The following is a 20,064-nucleotide window of genomic DNA, read 5'->3' as shown; positions in this document are numbered from 1 at the left end:
GGATGGTCAAAGACCTATTTGCTGAGGCTTGGAGCATTGCATCTGCAATGCTCGTCCGCGGACGGTAGCGCGGCCAGTGACGGCCCTTGTTAGGTCATCTTGAGCGGATGGCTGACCGAGCTTATTCGGCGTGAGCGACGTTCTGAGGGCGCCAATTCCAGGGCATGAGTTCGTGGATGCGCTTGGCGGGATGATCCGGCAGGCGGGCCAGCAGGTCGGCGAGCTAGCCTGGGGACCGATGTCGTTGGGCTTGGCGATGGCGATGAGGCTGTAGATGGCAACCGCACGCCGGCCGCCCTCATCGGAGCCGGCGAAGATCCAATTTCTTCTGTCCACGGCGACCCGCCCGAAGCTCGCGCTCGGCGGGATTGTTCGGCATGCAAAGCCGTCCGTCATCAAGGAAGCGGCTAAATGCATCCCAGCGGCTGAGGCATTAACTGATGATGAGGGGGCGGCTACGCTCCTGGCGCACACGCAAACGCTACTGCGCAGTAAGACAGTTGATCTCGCGCTCGATGGCGAACAGGACATCGAGGCGCTTGACCGCCTCGGCCGCGATCGACGCCTTGCTGAGCCGCGCGAGATCAAAGAATTTGCGCCTGCCGTGCGCCCAGCACGCGGCTTCCATGATTAGGCTGCTCTTGCGATTGGCCTCGTAGAGCCTGCCAAAGCCGGCGTAAGCGTCGGCTTTGCATCAGTCCCGGTATAGCCCTCCAGATGCTGCTCCGGATGCGCACCGCCACGATAGGGCGAGAAGAACACGGCCCCCGCCGGCGAATTGGACGGTCGTCGCGCACGTAGGTCCAGAGCTGGCCGATCCGGGTCTTGCCTGGCCAGGACCGGCACCGTGGGGTGAGTAGACCGGAGGGATTTCACCTCCAGCCTCTCGCAGAACCGGGCGTGAGACTCTCGCCTCACCGCGCTTGCTGCCATCGCCAAGTCCAATGCACAAAGAACCTGCGGTTCTCACGCGCGATCTTCTCCAGGAAGAGACGCGCGCGTCCTAAATCGGTGATGGAAGCGCTTGTACTTTCGCTTCAGCCAAATAGCTAACGTCTGGTTGATGTAGCGTGCCGAGGGATAAAGCGCTGAGCGGGTGTATTGCCCATAATAAGCGATCCACACTCTAATCGTCCGGTTTAGCTCGCGAGCAATATCGTCCAGCGTCACCTCGGTTCGCCTGCGAAGTTTCAAGCCCGGACCGTCGTCTGCATGGGTTCAGCGCTGGTTTGCTGACCGCTGGGGTGAACCCACAGAACATCTTCTGCGAATGCGGCGCCAGGACCGATCGTGCCCGGAAGCAATAGCCGAGAAAGACAAACATGACCGACTCGCTTTTGCTTTGGCGTCGATCATCCTTGCAGTAGACGATACTCGTCTTCGTAGGATGCAATTCCCCGCGGCACTCCGCCAGCCGAGCCTGGAGCGCTTCGCGAACACTTTGCGCCTTCATCTCATTCCGACAATGTACCAACCCCGTCATCCGCATACCGACGCCACCTGAGATCAGGGAACACCCGTGCCATCCAGAGATCAAAAGCATAGTGCATGAAGAGGTTGGCGAGGATCGGGCTCACTACGCCCCCCTTGTGGGGTACCGCGGCTTCGCTCAATACGTTCCATCCTCTTGCACCATCGGCGCTGTCAGCCATCGTTCGATGTAGAGCAGCGCCCCTGCGCACGTTACATGTTTCCGCGCGGCCCGCAGCAAGAGCTCGTGGTCGATATTGTCGAACAATCCCTTGATGTCGAACTCCAGAACCCAATCGTACTTCCAGCACCGCTGTCGCGTGAACCCCTACCGCATCAAGATTCGATCTGCCGTGTCTGTAGCCATAGGACTCTGCCAGAAAGACTGCGTCGAGAGCCGGCTCAATAAGTTGCTTAACAACCGTCTGTGCCACGCAGTCTCCCACAGTGGGCACCCCGAGGATCCTTTGGCCCGCACTCTTCTTTGGAATGGACACGGCGCGAACAAGGGGGTGAGAAGTAAGCGCCTGAGCTCATTCGCTTCCAAATCTTGTAGAGATTGCTCTTCAAGTCGGATTCGAACTGCTCAATCGTCACTCCGTCGACACCGGCTGCGCCATCATTGGATCGCACCTGCAGATATGCTTCGTACACCTCATCTCTTGTCGATACTGAACGGTGTGCTAGGCTGATTCACTGTCGTCCTCCTGTTGTCAGTTGCGACGGTGGCCAGCCCACCTGATCCGGTCCCTTCGCTCCGGCCCCATTACCCGCCTTCGCGCTATTACGGACCGGTCCGTCCCAGTGCTCCGCGTAGGTAATCCGCCTCGCGGTCTTCTCCGCTTGTCCTTCTCCCTTTCCATCGGAGCGACTGGTTCCTGCAGTTCCGCGGCAGCGCCCTCATCCGATTCACGGACCCTCAACGCCGGTCGCCGCCCGCCCGGTCATCAGCCTTCCGGCGGGCTCATCCCAGAGGGACGACACACCTCTGGTTTTGACGACGATTTCCACGTCACAGCGGTTCATCGGCGGGTTCATTTTCATTCGTCTCTCGGACGCGTATCCGTTCGGGTATCCCCGACCGTTAGCTTCAACAATCACGACCGCGCCCCTTAAGCGAAGCCGCTTGAAGTGATTTGAGACCTACTCCTGAAAGTGGATCCCGAGGGGCCTACCCTCATCGCTGCCACAGCTTGTGCGCACAGATTGTCCGATCATTTCGATCGTCCTTTCTGTGCGCTTCTACAGCACACACTGTCATCCGCGTGGATGCGCTCTGCGGCGGAGACGTGTCCCTGGATAACATCTACCAGCGGCATCCGGATTGCCGCAGTTGCCCACCCAGTCCGCGAGCGTCGATACGTCGAGGCCGATGCCTTCGCGCTAGTGAACGTCGCTCTGACGATCGAGCGGCAGGTGCAGGCCGTGCTTGGCAAACAGAACATAGGCCAGCAGCTTGGGCCCTGCACGCCCGCGCGCAATCGGATGCGAGGGGGCCGGCGGCCGGGTGATCGCTTCGCAAGCTCGGCAGACTAGCTTCTCGCGCACTTGCTGGATCACCTTCCACTGGCTCGGAATGAGTTCCAGCGTCTCGGTCACGTCCTCGCCGATCTTGCGCAATCGACTGTCGCTGCAGCATGGGCAGGCCACCGGCACCGGATAGACAATGCGCTCCCGCGGCAAATGCTCCGGCAGCGACCGACGGGCTGGCTTGCGGCGCTAGAACGATGGTACTGCAATCTTCTCGGCTGCCATCTGTGCCGCAGTCTCAGCTTGCGCCGCGTTCTCATCCAGGTCGGCGAGCTGTAGCTAGAGCTGGTCCAGCAATGCGCCCCGCTCGGAGGAACAGTCCGAACTGCTCGTGCCGCAGCTTCTTGATCGTGAGGTTGAGCTTCTCGATCAGCAGTGTCCGCGCCTGAGCTTTCGCCTCCGCGGACAATCGGGCGGCTCGCTCGGAGCGCAGCATCGCCTTCAGCGTGGTCACACCTCGGGGAGAGAAAATCGGTGCCCATCGTCGACGAGAGACTCACAAGTCGCGCGGCTCTGTCCGAACCGCTGGTCGAGCGGTCGATTCAAATCACAGCGGTCAGCCGGCCGCCTCGTGTGTTGCGGCATTCGCCAGTCGCGCGGCCTTCAGCGTCGCCGCGTCGACCGTGCCTGAGATCCGCATCCGCTTCCCGGCCGCAAACTCGATCTCGATCGTGCGGGCGCCGGCCGGCACGACCGGGCCAGGCGTCGGCCTCGATCCCGCGACCACCATCACCGGTACGAAGCCCGTTTGATGGGCAGCAGCCTTTGACTCGGGGCGAATCGACCATGAGCGCGAAACGCCCTGCATCCCTGTGGCAAGGTGGCGGCGTGCGTCGTCGAAACGGAGGTTCCCATGTCAGGAGTTGGCAGCCGCAGCGACTTGATCTCACCCGACTGCTGCAGCGCCTTTCGGTCCAGCTTGAAGCGCCCACGTATGCTGGCGACCACGAAGTCGAAGCGGTCGACCTCGTCCGGATGGTCCAGCGAGCCGTTCGCCAGGATGTCGGACTCGATGCCCTTAAGGACTCGGAAGTCCATGCCGAATTTCCTGGTTGGATCTTGCGAAACACATGTTTCAGGTACATGGCTCGAGCGTTTCAGGAGCCGTGATCTTCCTCAAGCGGCTGCGACGAGATCAGAAACTCAACTTTTTGGCTACCCCGCCGGCCTCTACGGTTGCCATGTAAGCCTGCGCGAGCAGCCATCATTCCGGGCGAGAGATCGCAAAATTGGGAGTCAGGTTCACCGCATTGCACCGGCTTACGTCAAGTTTGTGAAGCCGCAAAAGAACGACGCAGCGATGCGGAAGCGATCTGTGAAGCCGCACAGCGGCCAGCATGCGTTTCGGAGCGGTAAAAACAGAAGAGCAACAGGCAGCGTCTCTAGTATTTCGCGCTTGCGATCTACTGGTTCGCCAACAAACCCAAATCATCAATGCAAGACGAGGCCATCTGGCTGAGTTCGGGATCGTCGCCGCAAAGGGCTCTGTCACGTCGCCAAACCTACTGGATAGGATAGCAGATACCCCGCAATGGCTTGTCGACCGGTTGCAGTCCCTAGATGAGAAGATCGCCCATTTAGACTAAGAACTCGCATATCGTGTTAAAGCGGAACGGAAGCCAAGCGATTGATGACCATTCCCAAGATAGGGGCAGCGCTTGTTGCGTTAGCCCCGACTGCTCAGGCCTTCAAGAAGGGCCGCGACTTTGCAGCTTGGCTCGGTCTAACACCGCTGCAGCGCTCAACTGGGGGAAAGCAGCTGGTGAGATCTCTCCAATGGGTGAGCGAACATTACGTAGATTACTGACCATCGGCGCAAGTGCTGCGGTGCGATGAGAAAAGTGCAAGGGCTCTTCCAACTCATGGCTCATGAACATGGTGTATCGTGAGCCACCCATGCTGATGACGGTGGCGCTTGCCAACAATATGTCGCGCATAGTCTGCGCATTTAGGCAAGAGGCGGAACGTATCGAGCTCCGGCTATGGCGGGCTAGCTTCACCACTGCCGGCGATGCGAGAGGATCGAATGGAGAGTATGGCGCAACGGTGGTCAGACACGGGATCGGGAAAACCAGGTTATGGACACGCGCCCCGAGCAGTGCCTCACTGAATTCAGCCCGCTCCGCGAACTCCCATACGGGCCGGCGGCACATAGTGGCCGCATCAGAGGCCGGACACATGTCAGCACCCGACCGCGATCCTTGCTCATTCGAAAGATCCTCCTTGCATCATAGGGGGCGTCCACACATGTCCATAAGAACGGTTCTCAACAACAGGCCTCACTCGGCAAGGCGGCCTTCATCGGGCTTCACCGAGCGGATACCGCGGACGATTCGGAGCTATAGTTGATAACGGCGTGATGATTGTTGCTTCCATCTTGGGATGATCTCGTCAGCATAGCCGAACCACAGGCCTTCACTGCGCAGCAATTGTCTTCGTGCGCGCCGTACGACTCAGAGTCTAGTAGGTCAGTTTTAACCAATAGCCCCGATCGGAGATTAGTCGCTGCTCGAAATCATCATATCGATCGAGCGCCCGTTCGTTGACCAGTCGATCAATTTGATACTATATCGATATTTGACGATTTTTGGATGTGCCTGATGAAGATGAAGATGCCGTCCACCAAGGCGGATTATGTCTACGACGCGCTGAGGAATGGGATCCTGGAAGGAAGGCTCGCTCCTGGCACGCGATTGCGCCTTGCTGAACTGGCCTCTCGCTACGAAACCAGCATGCTGCCGGTTCGAGAGGCGCTCTTTATGCTCCGCCGCGACGGGCTTGTAGTTATCGAGAGCCACAAGGGGGCAACCGTTACCAGCGTATCGCTCAAGGAGCTGTACGACGTTGTCGTAACGGGGACTTACCTTCAAATGCTCGCATTCACTGAAGCGGTTCCGCATCACACAGAGCGCACGATCTCGATGTTGACTGCGCTGCACGAGAAGATGAAAAGGACGAATGTCGGCAGCAAATACAGTGAGTTGAACGATGAGTTCGATCGGCTGCTTCGGGCACCCTGCGGGAACGAGTTTCTTAATAAGAAACTTGACGAGATCGCGGCCCACTTCTTTAGGCGCCAATCAAGATCAATTTTCGAGATGCGGCCCGAGCGGAGGACAGGCTGCAACAAAACGCACGAAGCCATGCTCGATGCTTTGAAGGCAAGGTCGGCATCCAAGTTCAAGAAAGCAGTTGAGACACATCGCAACGAAGCGATTCGGGTATGGCGAGAAGTTGTCGCTGAGGCAGAAGGTTCGGCAGAAGGTCATCCGTGAAAGAGCGTATTCATCATAGGTGCGGCAGCTTCCGCAACGGCCAATTCGCTATTCAAGGCTGTTAAGGGGCAGCTCGACTGCTGACGTCGGCGCAACCAGCCCGCCAACGTGATCAGAGGCGCAAAACTCTCGTTCTGAGTGGTCCAAACTTTGTCTCGTCGCAAACGACTCCGAGACTCCAACCGCAGTGGATGAAAGTTCGGTGGCAGGTCAAACAATGTGTCGACGTAGTTACCCTTTCCCACAATCTCCCCAATGGCTTTTCCAAACGGCGCACTCCCTTCATATAATCGCCGTATATGGTCGCGTCGTTAACATCGGGAAGTCGGCCCCAACATTTGAAATTGCTTCGGTCTATTACACCCCTGGTTCCCAATGACATTACATAGTGACCCTTCGACTCGTCAGAAATGACGCCGATCGCGTTACCCTGCTGCCATAAGCATGATCAAGGCATCCTCCGGCCTCGGCATGGGCGTATCAACCACCACAATTTGCATCGCTTTCTCTGGATCCACATGGCCGTTCTCGGCGTCTTTCCAAGCATACATGTGCTTCGGCACATGACCCATTGGTGGACTTTTCCCAATTTCGTAAAGATCCATTGCGACATTTTCCTCGGCGCAGCTCGTGACGACCGGATAATGGGAGCTGTGCTGATCGATTCCAGTCATATTTATCTCGCTGCAACTGAAGAAGAAGGAGGTGCGACAACGAATTAGCCGTGTCGACGGGACGCCAGCCCGTGAGCTCGGGCGCTATCCCGACTTTACCACCCCTGCCGTAGGATTTTGCAGTCGACTGCTCATTGCTGTGCGCACCCTCAAGTTCGACGCCCCGAAAAGTTTGCTCCTAACATGCCTGCCGCCTTCGGTAGCTGCGCGAAGAGTGTAGTTGGTCTGGAAGACCCGACAATGTCACGAGATCCGGAGCACGCGAATACACCAGAGAAGATTGGCAGCGCGTGCCATCAGATCCGAGCTCTCCACTCGGCGCCTTCCATCTCAAAGATCAACCCGCGTAAGGATGTACCGCTGATTGCATCTTGGGCACCTCACATCCTTGCTCCGATTCATCGTATCGCACGGTGTTCCTGCTCCCATGGAATGTGCATGGTTACGTCTCCGACATGAGGCCTGAGCTGCCGGCTCGAGAGGGACTCTTATGTTGAATTGCGTTCAACCTATGCGAGTGCGTGGAACAGAAAGATTGTACATCCTTTATAAGAACTCTTCAACAAGAGAACTGCATCTATTATGAGAATTGTATAGTTGTATCGGCTTTGACAATCGATAAACTAAGGGCCTGCGGGGGTCAGCCCGCAGTTTTCATGTTTGCTGGGGCAGCGCTCCGCAGCAGAAACAATAACATCCCACTCACACGAGATGCACATGACAGCACTGAATGTCTACACGAGGGAAAGCGTCCTTGTGGCGCAGTTCAACCGCGAGAAGTCCGTGAACCCGCTAAATCGAGAGCTTGAGCGATCCATCGTGGAAGCTTGTCGATTGGCTCAGGATGATCCCACCGTAAGAGCAATGGTCCTTACTGGCGGATTGCACCGGTCCTTTTGCGTGGGCGACGATTTCAACGAGGCAAGCGAAATTAAAACGGTGACGGAAGTTGAGGAGCTGATAGATCGTATAATAGGGCTTTACATCGCGGTTCTCGGCGTAACAAAGCCTACCATTGCTGGGATTGATGGATATGCTATAGGCGCGGGGCTCGATATGGCGCTTTGCTGCGACTGGCGTGTGGGAACGCCGATGACAAAGGCTCTCGCCTCGGAGCTCAAGCATGGTCTGGCTTGTCCAATCGGCGCCTACATGCTGGAGAAGTCGCTTGGGCGCGCGGCCATGACGGACATTATCTTCGGCTGCGAAGTCGTCCCTGTTGAGTGGGCTGCAGAACACAAGCTTTTTAATGAGGTTGTTGAGCCGGAGAACGTCGTCGAGAAGGCTGTTTCGCGAGCTGCGGTCCTTGGCGCCTATCCTGAAGTCACTTATCAACGGACCAAGGAATTTGTGAACCGTTCGTTCATTGCGGGGCTGCGGGACCTTGGACCCACCGCGAAAATTGTCAATTTGGCGGGTTTCCTGGGCAGCTCCGCCCAAGCCCATTTTGCACAAGTATTGCAATGATCGGCGGGAGCTCGGAAGATAAGCGTACCGGCAGTCCAACAAATGTGATGACGGCGCGTATGGTCTTATGCAGTCCGTGCAGCGCAAGCCGAACAACCTACTCCCGTGGCGGAAACCTAATGCGCATCCATGAATGCTTGTTTCGGCGCGGTGCAGATTGTCTCCGATCGCAGGTCCCTCTGGAAGCGAAGTGACAAGTAAGATGAACTCAAAATTGAGCCTGAGGAAAGGCCCGCCTGGGGTGGCTCGAACAAAGATGCTGGGGCTGAGCTGATCAGAGTAGCCCGGCTTTCCACTTCTCCACCCAGTTGAAGTAGAAGGTCGGTCTGCACGGGTTCATCTAGCCCGCCTTTAGCCCTCTGTTCGCTCGCGCGCCTAGCACATCTATGACCTTCATGGCCCGCGGATATGATCAAACTTGAACCTCCTCCGAACGAGTGGACGCCTGTAGTAGCCTCTGAGAGCCCGAAGGTGTCGAATGGAAGTGCGTCAACGTCGGTCGTTCACGGACGACTACAAGCGCCAGGCCGTTGAACTGGTCGTATCGAGCGGTCGATCGATCGGTCGATCGCCAAGGAGCTCGGTCTGTGCGACTCGGTGCTGCGACGCTGGGTCGATAAACTCCGGCAGGAGCCGGCATCGGCGGCGTGGCGCCCCACCACGCAGGCGACGCCGGTGTTGGTGGACCAGGCTTCGGAGATCGCTCGGCTGTGCCAGGAGCACGAGCGGCTGCGCATTGAGCGCGACATTTTAAAGAACTGTCCAGCACAGTGGCGCACCTGTGGGGCGAAGAAACAGCCTTTTGCTATGCTTGGCGGCTGGGAGGTAGCGGCGGTTCGATTATTGTAGGCGCAATCCCCGTTAAAAACATGGTCCATGGGTGCGTGCGAACTTGAGAGTAGTGACGTCGCCCTGGCGACGATCCCGATTAGGAAGATGACAATTGGCATAGCCCAGACCCTCCTGCTCATCATTGAATGGAGGATTGCGATGCCGAGGACGGCCGGCAACCGTCCGGAACTGAGGCCGGTCAACGTCGGGACCGCCGCCATCGACATCGGATCAACGATGCACATGGCTGCGGTGAACCCCGCTTGCACCGACGTGCCTGTGCGCCCTTTCGGCACATTCACGCGAGACCTGCATGAGCTGGCAGACTGGTTTAAAGCGTGCAGCGACGAGCGTCGCGATGGAATCCACCGGGGTCTATTGGATCCCGGTCTACGAGTTCCTAGAGCAGCGCGGGTTTGAGGTAATTCTGGTCAATGCGCGGTACGCCAAGAACGTGCCCGGGCGCAAGACCGATGTCAGTGATGCCGCGTGGTTGCGCGAGCTTCATCCCTATGGCCTGTTACGCGGCAGCTTCCGACCTGATGCCGAGATCGCAACCATGCGCGCGTATCTGCGCCAGCGGGAGGGCTGGTGGAATATGCCGCGGCCCATATCCGGCATTTGGAGAAGGCCCTGATGGAGATGAATCGCAGCTCCATCATGTGGTCGCGGATATCACGGGCGCAACTGGCATGCGGATTATCCGAGCCGTTGTTGCACGCGAGCGGAATCCCGAGGTCTTGGCAACCTGTCGAGACGTGCGATGCCATTCATCCATCGCGACGACCGCGCGGCACTGGTGGGCAACGACCGGTACGAACATGTCTTCGCGCCGCCGCAGAATGGCTTCGTCGAGAGTTTCAACGGCTGGATGCGCGATGAGCTACTCAACGAGACTCTGTTCTTCGATCTCGATGACGCCCGCGCCAAGATCGCCAATTGGGTCGCCGACTACAATCTCCAGCGTCCCCACTCGTCGCTGAAATACCTGACCCCCGCGGCCTACGCCGCCCACCTCACCGCAACGGACGATCGGCTGCGCAACCCCGACCAGCTCCGCCGATCGTCCGTTGCTCCACCCGCGCCACTTGGCGTACAAAACCCCGAGGCTCTAACTGCCGCTGGATGAAAATTCAGTGGCAGGTCAGTCGTCGGCATCTTCCCCAATGAGGACGCCATCGTCCGTCTCATCGGGGCAATCCTGCTCGAGCAGAACGACGAATGGGCCGTCCAACGTGCCCGCTACATGACGCTGGAAACCATCGCGCCATTGAGCGATGATCCCGCCGTCAGCCTCACGGCTATCGCCAGCACCAGCCCGGCTCTCGCCGGCGAACGTGGTGACCCGCCAGCTACACCACGCCAGGGGACACGATCTCGGCATAGCCGCACTGCCATTTCATATTCTGGCGCGGATGGCAGGTGAAGGCGAACTCAAGGCGTCTTCTATCCGAGCTGCGAGTGTGGTCGTGCATCGTTGCTATCGGTCCCGCCAGCATCCGAGCGCAACGCGCGGGTAGAGCGAACTTCAACCTGATTGGAGCCGTGCGGCAAGGTCATTCGCGATCGAAAGTTGACTCTGCTGTTTCGGCGGCGGCACGCATTCCGCCAAGGCGACGTTTCTTGACCGGTGGCGGCGCAATGCTTTGAAAGGCTGCCTGCTTTGCCCAAGCCGGTCACATCAGGTCAGACCGCTTTGGGCCAAGGAAGACTGCCACCTGCCGGCAATCGCGTTGCATCCTCCATAACGGCCCCACTATGAATAATCTGCGTGCCACCGCGCAGTTCTGGTCGCCCCTACGTCTCAATCGTCCGAAATCAAGGAGGACGGCCGCCCAAATGGCACATAAGCAACGCCGAGTCACAGAAACTACCAAGAATAGTAGGTTTGCTGTTCCCAATTCTCAAGTAAGAAAGTGGAATTAATTCGGCCCGACACCTCGTGCAACAGAAGCCATGACACCTCGGTCAGCTGCGTTCCATGGGCGAGGAAACGGAGCTACCCTATGTCGGGTGGCGCTAACCTGATAACGAAGCATGAAACCCTTTATTTCACATCGCGGCTCCATCGCCCTGGATCTTACGCCATTCAACTACCCGGGCGCGAAGCAGACCATCAACTTCGGGTACGGTCTGCCGGACCCAGTGACGTTTGGAGAACTGGTGTGGCCGGACGCATTTAAGCAAGGGACCGGAATCGGTGCGACCGATCTGCCGCAATATACAGATGTGCTGGGCTTGCCCGAGCTCGTTGCCGAGCTCGCACTGCGTTACGGCGTGCGGCACGACCAGGTTATCGTTACTGCAGGAGCTTCACAGGCTATACAATTGCTGGCCGAGCTTTCGATCGATCCGGGTGACGTCGTGTTGACCGAAGATCCGTCCTACTTGGGCGCGCTGCGCACGTTTTCGCTAACGGGTGCTACCGTACTCCAGCTGAGTATGAGCGCAGACGGAGTCGATCTCAACGAGCTCGAAGCAATATTACAGAGTAACTTCCGCGTGAAGCTGTTCTACACCACGCCAGCATTTCATAACCCGACTGGGCGCGAGTTATCGCGGGCTCACATGGAACGAGTAGCGGCGTTGCTAGCCGACCACGGTCTGCCCTTGCTCCAGGATCTTGTGTATGCGGAGTTGCCGTATAACGAAGACGTTGACTGGTTGGCGCCGGGTAAGAATGTGATCAATATACATAGCGTCTCCAACATTGCGGGGCCGGGATTGCGAGTAGGCTGGATCCTTGCAGAGCCGGACATCATCAAAAGACTTGCACGGCTTAAACACGACGGCGGCGTAAGTCCCATTGTCAGCAACATCGTATTGGGGCTTTTGCAATCTCGCGATCTTCATCAGCACATCAATCGCTTGCGCCAGCACTATCGTGACAAGCGAGATACTATGCATATCCTATTGCAGGGCAGCCGCATTTGCGAACAAGAATATATCGTACCCAGCGGCGGTTTCTCGTTTTGGGTACGGCTGGCCGCGGGCACTGACGCCGAGACTTTCATTACGGCCGCGCGCGAACTTCATGATGTTCACCTTATACATGGTCGCAATTATGGCCCGCGAAGTGGCGGTCATCTACGCTTGTGTTTTAGTTATCTCCCTAAATCTTCGCTGGAACAGGGCCTGGCACGATTGGACCATTTGCATGCTGAGCTCTGCAATCAAAGCCGCCTGCTTGCTCCGAAGGTTGAGGATCCAGATAACGACATAGGCGGATTTTCTGTCTAACTCCAAGGCGATGTCGCCTCGCTTAGTGATTGCCTGAAGTATCGAGTTGATGAGTGCGGACAACCACGGCGGCGCACCCTCATTCGGACCAGAGCGGGCCATGAAGAAATAGTACACCGTCGGTGACCCAGCCTGAAATTCGCTGTTCGTTGGTCGGATCCGCTACGATTCTCCCTTCAACCTGCAGCGAATGTAGAGGCGCCGATCGCGCACTTATGTCGGCAAATTTGGCCATAACCGCCTTACGACATCGCCACCCCGTCGATATGCGTAGCAGCTATCGATCAAGCCGGGGCGAGGAGCCTCATCGAACGTTCCTTTATCGTACAGGAAAGGCAAGATTGTCTGGAACGTCACCGTCCCAATAGGCCCTAGGAGCTCAGCGAGGTGAATGCAGCTCGCACTTTGGCCGACGCGTTCTTTTACTTTCTTTTTCCAACCGGGCCCTATCGCAAGGCCGACGAGCTGAGCGAAGGCGGCAGTTGCCTTCGAGCAAACCGGATAGGGATTCTTGTCGCTTGCAACGTCAATCGCACAGATCTTAAAGCTGCTGTCGAGCGTCAGCCGCAACGACATATCGTGCACGGGCTCGCCGGGAAGCACCTGTCCACCCCAAGGATTCGTGTATGTGTTCGTCTTTGCGTCGACTAAGTGAGCCTCGATGTCCCAGAGTTGATCGTAACGAACATAGCCAAACACTTCTATAGTGCGGCGATGAAGGACTTTTCGTTCGGCAGGGGAAGAAAGCGCCATGTAATGCCTAACTCCATGAGAATGTAGCGACAGGGTAACTGTGTGCCGGTCGACTGCAATTTGCAAGCTCAAAATTCTCAATATGGATGTCTTTTTAAAATGATATAATCTCTAAATAGGTGTATAAAGCGCGACAAGCGAGGCACGACCATCGCAGATGCACGAGGCCGATTTGGGGGCAGCATGGCTATTGTAGAAAAGGAAGCTCGAGACGCGGTTCTTGTCGCGAGCTTCAATCATGTTAACGCCCATAACCCGATGAGTCTTGAGCTTGAAAGCGCCATTCGCTCAGCGTGTCGGGAGACACAGGACAATCCTGCGATACGGGCGTTAGTGTTGACTGGAGGCAACAACCGATCCTTTTGCGCGGGGGGTGATTTTAGCGAAGTGAGCCAGCTTTCCGGACACGCGATGGTCGAGGCATATCTTGATCGGATGATCGATTTCTATTCAACGATACTCAACGTCACGAAGCCGACTGTTGCCGCAGTCGGCGGATACGCAATAGGCGTCGGTTTTCAGATCGCTCTATGCTGCGACTGGCGCATCGGATCGCAGGAAACTAAGCTGGTGATGTGGGAATTAAAGCATGGAATTGCTTGTATAATCGGCGGCTATATGCTCGAGAACTTCCTGCACCGAGCGGCGATGTCCGACATCATTTATGGAAGCGAGGCCGTTCCAACTTCCTGGGCGCTGAATCACAAACTACTTCATGAGATAACTGATGGAAGAAGCCTTGTGGAGACGGCTGTTGCTCGAGCACAGATACTCAGCGAATTTCCCGAAACCACTTTTCGGCGAACAAAAGAATCTATTAATCAAGCCTTGATCACTGGTTTGCGCGACATAGCGCTGGAGGCGAAAGACGCACATGTTGCCGGCGTTGCAAGCAGGGCCGCACAACATCACTTCAAACGTGTCCTACGCGAATAGCCGATGTCGAGGTCGTCGTAACGCATTGCACGGGCAATGTGATGGCTGGCTGCCCCCATCTCTATCGTCTAGCTTTTGATCTCGATAATCTTGCGACCAATGAAACAATGTCCGCTCGAGCATCCTCATCCTTGATCTGTACGAAAGCCGTGATAAGCTGAAGGGCTTGCTTCGCGAGCTTGCTCTTTTGTGCGCCGACTATTGCGGAAACATCCGGAACTGGCAACGCACTTCGGTACGATTCACGACTATCGACGTCAAAAAAAACGGAGATCGGTGTGTTCAGGGCGCGGGAAATTTCATAGAGCCGACTGGCTGGGACTCTACTTGTGCCATTCTCGTGCTTCTGAAGCTGTTGAAAAACGATATCCAGTCTACTCGCAAGCTCCTTCTGGCTGAGGCCCATTCGCTTTCGCTGGCTTCGAATGCGTTCCCCAATCTTAGCGTCAAGATCGTTATATGTCACTCTGAGTCCAGCCCTTTGCTTCCTGTAGCGACAATTAGCATTTGCAAGTAATTTGTTCAATCGATCCTCTGGTGCATGGAGTGATGGAAGAAGCGCCTGGCCGACTCCAGCGATCTTCCCTGAGGCCACTTGGCCTATACAGAGCGATTTTTCTGATGCGGCCCCTGCGGCCTCCGACGTCATCCGCCAGTACTGGATGCCGATTGCGCTACGCGCGCGCCCGCTGACCCATGGCACGTACCCGCGAAGGTGAGATGCTCCCCGTCGACAAAGAGCGAGGAAGTCGCCATCCCAGATCTCCATCGCTGCGCTCCGGCAGCGGCCGGCAAAGATTTGACGAAGCCGGCCATCAGCTGGTCGCCGCGATCAGCTGGGCAGCCGCGCCAGATTGCAGGCGGCGGCAGCAAAGTAAAGGCCCATGCGACGTGGTCACCGCTACGGACTGGTCACCTCTTGCGCCGCGACTAACTCGATCGTATCCGCTCCGCATCGGAGTCCGGCCCGGCCGGCTGGCAAGATGCCGAGGTGGCGGCGGCGAGTCTTCCGGATAAACGTTTGCAACGTCGTTTACGGCGGCTGCTGGAGCAGCTTTGCTGCGCCCGTCCCGGCGGCGTGCGGCGATTGGGCTGCGACGAAGGCGGCCTATAGATTTTTAGACAATCCGCGCGTCACCGGACACGGCGTCATGGCGGGATATTTCGCTGCGACTGCAGCGCGTTTCAAAGCCGGGGATATGTGCCGAACGACAGGATGATCGCGCCGAGCGTGTCGCGCTGGCAAGATCCAGCTCGATGTGCTCAATCAATGATCGGCGTACGAGACCGCCCTGCTCCCGTGCCAAGTTCTCGGCAAATTCCTGAACTCGGCTGCGATGCCGTTGAAAGAACGAGCAGAAGAAGCTCTCTCTGCTCCCTTCGGTGCGCGGCTCTGACGAGCTCAGAAGCGGACTGCAATGAGCACCATTCGGGATCAGTGATTCAACACGCATTGCAAAAATGAGCGCGTGCGATCGGAACAAGGATTGCTGAAGATCTTGTCTGGTGAGCCCTGTTCGATGATCCGCCCGGCGTCGAAGAAGGCTATGCGGTCGGAGATCTCGCGTGCGAATCGCATTTCATGCGTGGCCACCAGCAGAGTTACGTTCGTCTCTCGTGCAACACTTCGCACGACGGCGAGAACTTCTCCGGCGAGCGCAGGGTCGAGCGCCGAGGTAATTTCATCGAGCAGGAGTATCTCAGGCTTCAAAATTAGCGCTCTCGCGATCGCAATGCGCTGTTGTTGTCCGCCAGAAAGCTGGGCGGGATACGCATGCACCTTGTCTTGGAGGCCCACCATCTGAAGATATTCAAGCGCGCTCTTGCCAGCCTGCTCCTTGGACTGACCCAACACAGTCGTTGGCGCCAAGATCAGGTTCTCGAGCACAGTTAGATGCGGAAACAGATTGAACTGCTGGAAGACCATGCCGCAGCGGTGATGGATTTGCGCCTGTCGCGAGCCCAAGAGCGGTTTGCGCGCTGGATCGAAGATGATGCTGTCACCGAAAACACGAATATCGCCAGCGGTGGGTTTCTCTAAAGTCATCGCCAAGCGCAGCACAGTTGTCTTTCCTGAACCGCTCGGGCCGATAAGCGAGACTTTTTCGCCTGGTCGCACCTGCAGATCGAGATCGACAAGCACTCGGTGATCACCGAACAATTTCGAGACTTTCTCAAATTCAATCGCCCAAACGGGATCTTGCGATTTAGGAGCGGATGCATGCGCCGGCCTCGCGCCGGCGGCAGCCTCGGGTGCGTAAGATCCTGTGTGGCTAAAATCCAGGCTGCTAGACATACATGTCCTTGAATCGGGAAAGGAGGTACAGAAATGGCAAATTCAGGCCCAAGTAGATGACGCCCGCTAGCGTGAAGGGCTCAAGATAGCGGAAGTTTTCGTAGCCGATCACGTTAGCCTGGCCCATCAGCACCGGCACCCCGATCGCGAAAAGTACTGCGGTTTCCCGGAACAAGCCGAGTACGTAATTGAGCAGAGCGGGCATAGCCCGTTTAATCATCACCGGAACGAGCACGCGCCGCCAAGTAACCTGCGGGCTCAAATTGAGCGCCACACATGCGTCGCGCAGTTCTGATGGAATTGTGATCAGGCTGCCTCGGTAAACCTCCGAGCAATACGCCGCGTAGACGACTCCTAATACGACGATGCCAATGGGCATTGCCGGAACAGTAATTCCCACCTGGGGTAGGGCGTAGAACGCGAAATAAAGTAGCACGAGAGTGGGCACACCTTGGAAGAGCTCGAGCCCGAAACGCACGAAAAATCTTCCAAATTTGGTACTCACGCTCTCCAGGATTGCAAGCAGAAGGCCCCCTACTAGCGCGATCGCCGAGCTCGCAAGCGTCACAAGGACGGTGTACCAAACGCCCTCCATGAGGCTCGGCAGGATCTTCAAGACAAAGCTCCAATCCCATGTCATTGGGGGACTCTTGCATGAGCATACACGTCGGCTGCTGGCTGAACCGATAGGCGCGCGGTTCGCAACGCGCGGTTCAGCGGAAGTACCTGCTCAAGTGCACGAAAGGCAACGCCGCAAAGAACGGTTAGGATCCAGTAGACGGCGGCAAGCAGGCAAAAGACAGTGATCGAATCGTACGTTTGGCCGCGAATGTAGTTCGCGACATAGAGCAAGTCCTGCACCCCTATAAAGCTCACAATCGCGGTCCACTTGACCATGCTCCTCGCCAGACTGCTAAAAGCCGGAACGATTTGCGAGAGCGCTTGTGGCAGGACCACCTTCGTGAAACTCTGCAATTTGCTCAGCCCAAGTGCATGACACGCATCAGTTTGTCCGCGGTGCACAGCCTCTATGCCAGAACGGACGATCTCGGCGCCGTACACGGCTCCATCGAGCGCCAGCACGAGGATCGCGGCCGCAAGGGGGCTAAGACGGGGCATCCCCGGCAACAGCGGTAGCGCGTAGAACATCCAGAACAGAAGTACCACGGCCGAAGGCGCGCGAACGAATTCGATGAACAGCGTTGATGCCACTCGTGTTGCTGGCGCATCAGAAAGCCTCAGGGCGCCGAGGACGACGCCACCGAGTGCTGCGCCGAAGATGATGCATATCGATACCCATACGGTGACACACAAGCCTTGCGCGAGTACAGGCCAGTACTCCAGAACAACCTTCATCGCAGCTGCCCCTTACTCGCAGCCTGGCACGACATCACTGGCCTTGGTGAATTTGACGAGCAACTGGGCCATCGCTTTTCCGTTGGGAATTCCGTACTTCTCGTAGAGCTTCTCGAACGTTCCATCTCTGATCAACGGGATCATATGCTCGTTGATTGCGTCGCGGAACGCCTTGTCTTCTTTGCGGAACGCCATACTCGCTCCATCGACCGGCGACTCCTTATCGACGATCACTTCGACGCCTTTCTGCTCCGGATTGGGGATGGTGAATTGGCCAGCGACAAACGCGTCGGCCCGCCCGCCGGTGACCGTCGCGATGCCAGCCTGATTGTCAGGGACGCGCAAAAGCTGCTCGGTCCTGACTAGTCGCTTTAGTACGTAAGCTTCCTGAGACGACCCTGTTATTACGGCTAACCTGACGCCTGGGCGGCCCGCAATCTCCGCGATGCTCGTCAAATGGCTCGGATTTTCGGGTTGAACAAACAAACCGGTTTGAGCCGCGTAATATGGCACCGAAAACAGCACGATTTTGCAGCGTTCTTCCGTGATGGTGAGGCCCGAGCCAAGGTAGTCGATCTGATGGGCCTGCAATGCGGGGATCATCGCACTCCAGTCCGTGAGGACCGGCGTAAGCGCGGGCACCCCCATGACTTTCAGCACCATATTCTGCAGCTCAATGTTGCTACCCGCAACTTCTCCGCTTGGCGACACGACTATGTATGGAGGTAGCGACGCCACCGCCACCTTGACCAGGCCGCCCTCGCGGATCGAGGCGAGAATAGGGTTCTCCGATTGGACAAAGGTCGGAAGCGAATAAATGGCCACCGTGAGCAGCAGAACCAGCAACGAAAGTTTTGATGCCGCTCGCATAAGGCCGCCTTGCTTTTCCAGGAAGGAGATCATCTATCTGCTTTCATGCCTAGCAAACGATCTTTCTCAAGAGATAATTCTCAATTGGAATGATGATGCGCAACCCACCAATTCTGCCAGTCGACAGTTCTTCTGGTCGCTGAACGGGATAGGGCTAAGTTGAATCGATTTGGGATTCCCAAATCAGTGGTTTCTGATTCACCATTCTGGCTGGATTAGAGGCCAGCATGGATGGGCAAGCCTTACTCACTGGATCTTCGTAAGCGTGTGGTGGCCGCGATCAAGGGCGATGTCCCGCAATCAGGCGACCAAACAGTTCGGAGTGACGATCAGCACGGCAATCGGCTGGATGCAGCGTGTTGAGGAGACCGGCAGTTCCCCACGGCCGCTAGAAGACCATGACTTTCCCGGCGGCCCCGCGCCATGACCGGATCGACGCGCCATGGAGGGGCCGATCGATGGCGTGAGCTTTCGCACCTATGTCGTGAAGGTTGTTCTGCCCGTCCTTCAACCCGGCGATATCGTAGTCCTGGGTAACCTCGGCAGCCATAGGAGCAACGCAGTTCGCCAGCTCAACCGTTCGGTCGGCGCCAGCTCTTCTTCCTGACAAAATACTCACCCGACCTGAGCCCGATCGCACAGGTCTTTGCCAAGCTCAAGCACCTCCTCGGCAAAGCTACCACGCGAACGTTCAATCGGGTTTGCGCCGCGATCAGCCTTGCACTCGATGCCTTCACCTCCGAGGATTGCGCTAACTACCTCAAAAATTTAGGCTATCGAACCTAATGCCATCACGCTTTAGCGGCCGGTCTTGAGACGGTCCCCGTAACGAGCAACGTACCCTTGGAAGGTCTCAGACTCATGGAGGCAGCGAACACAGAGGAATACAGGCGGGGGAGCCGAGCAGATTTTCAGCGCATAGTCGATGTGGCAAGCACGTTTCACTTCGCTCACCATAGAGCTATCAAGGACAGTATCATCCGATGCTCCATCATGATTGTCCCTTCGATAGCTACGCCCTCCAGGAGGCGGTTGAGCGAGCGCGGTGCATCCACCATCGTGCTTTGCACCGTCTGTCTTTATCGTTGAGCCAATGTGAGTGCTATGAACTGCAAGTCTGTGAACTGAACCGATCTTCTCGCGCGAATAGCAATTGCGGATTGTCCTGGCCGACGACGCCAAAGGCTGCTTGACGTCGGGCTCAGGCAACCTCAAACAGACCGGCAGCCACCATTCAACCTACGACGCACATCGCTACCACGACATATTTCGTTCGGCGATAATTGCCTTCGAACAGAGCATCTCATACCAGTCGCGGCTTGCCATAGGGATGGTCGACTGAGATACTTCCGCCATCGACGTTGTA

At 57.0% G+C, this 20,064-nt stretch carries 17 protein-coding genes and 6 pseudogenes; 10 read left to right on the top strand and 13 right to left on the bottom strand.

What is annotated here, in order from left to right; translation table 11 throughout:
- Positions 1–121: 121 nt before the first annotated feature.
- The 6 genes and pseudogenes from GGD67_RS40105 to GGD67_RS40095 form a co-directional block, all read right to left on the bottom strand.
- The gene (locus GGD67_RS40105; protein WP_409411365.1) at positions 122–202 is read right to left on the bottom strand and encodes a hypothetical protein; all 81 of its coding nucleotides are present in this window, start codon (positions 200–202) and stop codon (positions 122–124) included.
- A 96-nt stretch (positions 203–298) separates the two neighbouring features.
- Positions 299–628: pseudogene (locus GGD67_RS39290) on the bottom strand (transposase).
- A 338-nt stretch (positions 629–966) separates the two neighbouring features.
- On the bottom strand, positions 967–1,170 hold the full coding sequence (locus tag GGD67_RS39285) for a group II intron maturase-specific domain-containing protein (protein ID WP_312013682.1): 204 nt from the start codon (positions 1,168–1,170) through the stop codon (positions 967–969).
- Positions 1,171–2,853: 1,683 nt separating this feature from the next.
- A complete protein-coding gene (locus GGD67_RS40100) occupies positions 2,854–3,090 on the bottom strand; it encodes an IS66 family transposase zinc-finger binding domain-containing protein (RefSeq protein WP_409411350.1) in 237 nt (78 codons plus the stop codon).
- A 466-nt stretch (positions 3,091–3,556) separates the two neighbouring features.
- On the bottom strand, positions 3,557–3,733 hold the full coding sequence (locus GGD67_RS13710) for a hypothetical protein (protein ID WP_179733449.1): 177 nt from the start codon (positions 3,731–3,733) through the stop codon (positions 3,557–3,559).
- 161 nt (positions 3,734–3,894) lie between these two features.
- Positions 3,895–4,050 (bottom strand): annotated as a pseudogene (locus tag GGD67_RS40095) (DNA polymerase/3'-5' exonuclease PolX); the annotation flags it as partial.
- A 20-nt stretch (positions 4,051–4,070) separates the two neighbouring features.
- On the opposite strand from GGD67_RS40095, the pseudogene GGD67_RS13700 reads away from it, so the two are divergent.
- A pseudogene (locus GGD67_RS13700) lies at positions 4,071–4,994 on the top strand (IS110 family transposase).
- Between the two features lie 606 nt (positions 4,995–5,600).
- Entirely contained in the window at positions 5,601–6,275 is a 675-nt protein-coding gene (locus GGD67_RS13695; protein ID WP_179733445.1) for a GntR family transcriptional regulator, read from the top strand.
- Positions 6,276–6,700: 425 nt separating this feature from the next.
- Here GGD67_RS13695 and GGD67_RS13690 read toward each other — a convergent pair whose 3' ends face one another.
- The gene (locus GGD67_RS13690; protein ID WP_179733444.1) at positions 6,701–6,949 is read right to left on the bottom strand and encodes a hypothetical protein; all 249 of its coding nucleotides are present in this window, start codon (positions 6,947–6,949) and stop codon (positions 6,701–6,703) included.
- Positions 6,950–7,666: 717 nt separating this feature from the next.
- Between GGD67_RS13690 and GGD67_RS13685 the strand changes: the two genes are divergently transcribed.
- The 5 genes and pseudogenes from GGD67_RS13685 to GGD67_RS13665 all read left to right on the top strand — a co-directional run bounded on the left by GGD67_RS13685 (position 7,667) and on the right by GGD67_RS13665 (position 12,487).
- Complete coding sequence (locus GGD67_RS13685) at positions 7,667–8,416, top strand: enoyl-CoA hydratase/isomerase family protein (RefSeq protein ID WP_179733442.1); 750 nt, start codon at positions 7,667–7,669, stop codon at positions 8,414–8,416.
- A gap of 1,144 nt (positions 8,417–9,560) precedes the next feature.
- Positions 9,561–9,884, top strand: coding sequence for a transposase (locus tag GGD67_RS40090; RefSeq protein WP_409411349.1), 324 nt, complete (start codon positions 9,561–9,563; stop codon positions 9,882–9,884).
- A 195-nt stretch (positions 9,885–10,079) separates the two neighbouring features.
- Positions 10,080–10,376, top strand: a pseudogene (locus tag GGD67_RS13675) (integrase core domain-containing protein); the annotation flags it as partial.
- Between the two features lie 18 nt (positions 10,377–10,394).
- Positions 10,395–10,559 (top strand): annotated as a pseudogene (locus GGD67_RS13670) (transposase); the annotation flags it as partial.
- Between the two features lie 725 nt (positions 10,560–11,284).
- The gene (locus tag GGD67_RS13665; RefSeq protein ID WP_179733440.1) at positions 11,285–12,487 is read left to right on the top strand and encodes a PLP-dependent aminotransferase family protein; all 1,203 of its coding nucleotides are present in this window, start codon (positions 11,285–11,287) and stop codon (positions 12,485–12,487) included.
- 213 nt (positions 12,488–12,700) lie between these two features.
- Here GGD67_RS13665 and GGD67_RS13660 read toward each other — a convergent pair whose 3' ends face one another.
- Positions 12,701–13,240, bottom strand: a complete 540-nt coding sequence (locus tag GGD67_RS13660) for a DUF2889 domain-containing protein (protein WP_179733438.1) — start codon at positions 13,238–13,240, stop codon at positions 12,701–12,703.
- A 183-nt stretch (positions 13,241–13,423) separates the two neighbouring features.
- Between GGD67_RS13660 and GGD67_RS13655 the strand changes: the two genes are divergently transcribed.
- A complete protein-coding gene (locus GGD67_RS13655) occupies positions 13,424–14,176 on the top strand; it encodes an enoyl-CoA hydratase/isomerase family protein (protein ID WP_179733437.1) in 753 nt (250 codons plus the stop codon).
- Between the two features lie 61 nt (positions 14,177–14,237).
- Here GGD67_RS13655 and GGD67_RS40085 read toward each other — a convergent pair whose 3' ends face one another.
- Positions 14,238–14,825, bottom strand: a complete 588-nt coding sequence (locus GGD67_RS40085) for a helix-turn-helix domain-containing protein (RefSeq protein ID WP_409411364.1) — start codon at positions 14,823–14,825, stop codon at positions 14,238–14,240.
- Between the two features lie 294 nt (positions 14,826–15,119).
- Between GGD67_RS40085 and GGD67_RS39915 the strand changes: the two are divergent.
- A pseudogene (locus GGD67_RS39915) lies at positions 15,120–15,396 on the top strand (transposase DNA-binding-containing protein).
- A 215-nt stretch (positions 15,397–15,611) separates the two neighbouring features.
- Here GGD67_RS39915 and GGD67_RS13640 read toward each other — a convergent pair.
- The 4 genes from GGD67_RS13640 to GGD67_RS13625 are packed head-to-tail and all read right to left on the bottom strand — an operon-like array spanning position 15,612 to position 18,731.
- Entirely contained in the window at positions 15,612–16,472 is an 861-nt protein-coding gene (locus GGD67_RS13640) for an amino acid ABC transporter ATP-binding protein (RefSeq protein WP_179733433.1), read from the bottom strand.
- On the bottom strand, positions 16,465–17,088 hold the full coding sequence (locus GGD67_RS13635) for an amino acid ABC transporter permease (RefSeq protein WP_179733430.1): 624 nt from the start codon (positions 17,086–17,088) through the stop codon (positions 16,465–16,467). Before GGD67_RS13635 ends, GGD67_RS13640 begins: the two co-directional genes overlap by 8 nt.
- Positions 17,089–17,108: 20 nt before the next feature.
- Positions 17,109–17,828, bottom strand: coding sequence for an amino acid ABC transporter permease (locus GGD67_RS13630; protein WP_179733428.1), 720 nt, complete (start codon positions 17,826–17,828; stop codon positions 17,109–17,111).
- 12 nt (positions 17,829–17,840) lie between these two features.
- Positions 17,841–18,731: a transporter substrate-binding domain-containing protein gene (locus GGD67_RS13625; RefSeq protein ID WP_179733426.1), complete on the bottom strand. Its 891-nt coding sequence runs from the start codon at positions 18,729–18,731 to the stop codon at positions 17,841–17,843.
- Positions 18,732–19,140: 409 nt separating this feature from the next.
- Between GGD67_RS13625 and GGD67_RS13620 the strand changes: the two genes are divergently transcribed.
- Positions 19,141–19,305, top strand: a complete 165-nt coding sequence (locus GGD67_RS13620) for a hypothetical protein (protein ID WP_179733424.1) — start codon at positions 19,141–19,143, stop codon at positions 19,303–19,305.
- Positions 19,306–20,064 lie beyond the last annotated feature (759 nt).

The organism is Bradyrhizobium sp. IAR9 (assembly GCF_013408065.1).
Classification (GTDB): domain Bacteria; phylum Pseudomonadota; class Alphaproteobacteria; order Rhizobiales; family Xanthobacteraceae; genus Bradyrhizobium.
The sequence above is the reverse complement of the archived record's forward strand: the minus strand, read 5'-3'. Positions and strand labels throughout refer to the sequence as shown.

Excerpts from the sequence above, each read along its gene's own strand:
- GGD67_RS13625 (WP_179733426.1), bottom strand. The coding sequence starts at position 18,731 with ATGATCTCCTTCCTGGAAAAGCAAGGCGGCCTTATGCGAGCGGCATCA.
- GGD67_RS13695 (WP_179733445.1), top strand. The coding sequence starts at position 5,601 with ATGAAGATGAAGATGCCGTCCACCAAGGCGGATTATGTCTACGACGCG.
- GGD67_RS40085 (WP_409411364.1), bottom strand. The coding sequence starts at position 14,825 with ATGACGTCGGAGGCCGCAGGGGCCGCATCAGAAAAATCGCTCTGTATA.
- GGD67_RS40090 (WP_409411349.1), top strand. The coding sequence starts at position 9,561 with ATGAGCTGGCAGACTGGTTTAAAGCGTGCAGCGACGAGCGTCGCGATG.
- GGD67_RS13690 (WP_179733444.1), bottom strand. The coding sequence starts at position 6,949 with ATGACTGGAATCGATCAGCACAGCTCCCATTATCCGGTCGTCACGAGC.
- GGD67_RS13685 (WP_179733442.1), top strand. The coding sequence starts at position 7,667 with ATGACAGCACTGAATGTCTACACGAGGGAAAGCGTCCTTGTGGCGCAG.
- GGD67_RS13660 (WP_179733438.1), bottom strand. The coding sequence starts at position 13,240 with ATGGCGCTTTCTTCCCCTGCCGAACGAAAAGTCCTTCATCGCCGCACT.
- GGD67_RS13640 (WP_179733433.1), bottom strand. The coding sequence starts at position 16,472 with ATGTCTAGCAGCCTGGATTTTAGCCACACAGGATCTTACGCACCCGAG.
- GGD67_RS13630 (WP_179733428.1), bottom strand. The coding sequence starts at position 17,828 with ATGAAGGTTGTTCTGGAGTACTGGCCTGTACTCGCGCAAGGCTTGTGT.
- GGD67_RS13620 (WP_179733424.1), top strand. The coding sequence starts at position 19,141 with ATGGAGGGGCCGATCGATGGCGTGAGCTTTCGCACCTATGTCGTGAAG.
- GGD67_RS13665 (WP_179733440.1), top strand. The coding sequence starts at position 11,285 with ATGAAACCCTTTATTTCACATCGCGGCTCCATCGCCCTGGATCTTACG.
- GGD67_RS13655 (WP_179733437.1), top strand. The coding sequence starts at position 13,424 with ATGGCTATTGTAGAAAAGGAAGCTCGAGACGCGGTTCTTGTCGCGAGC.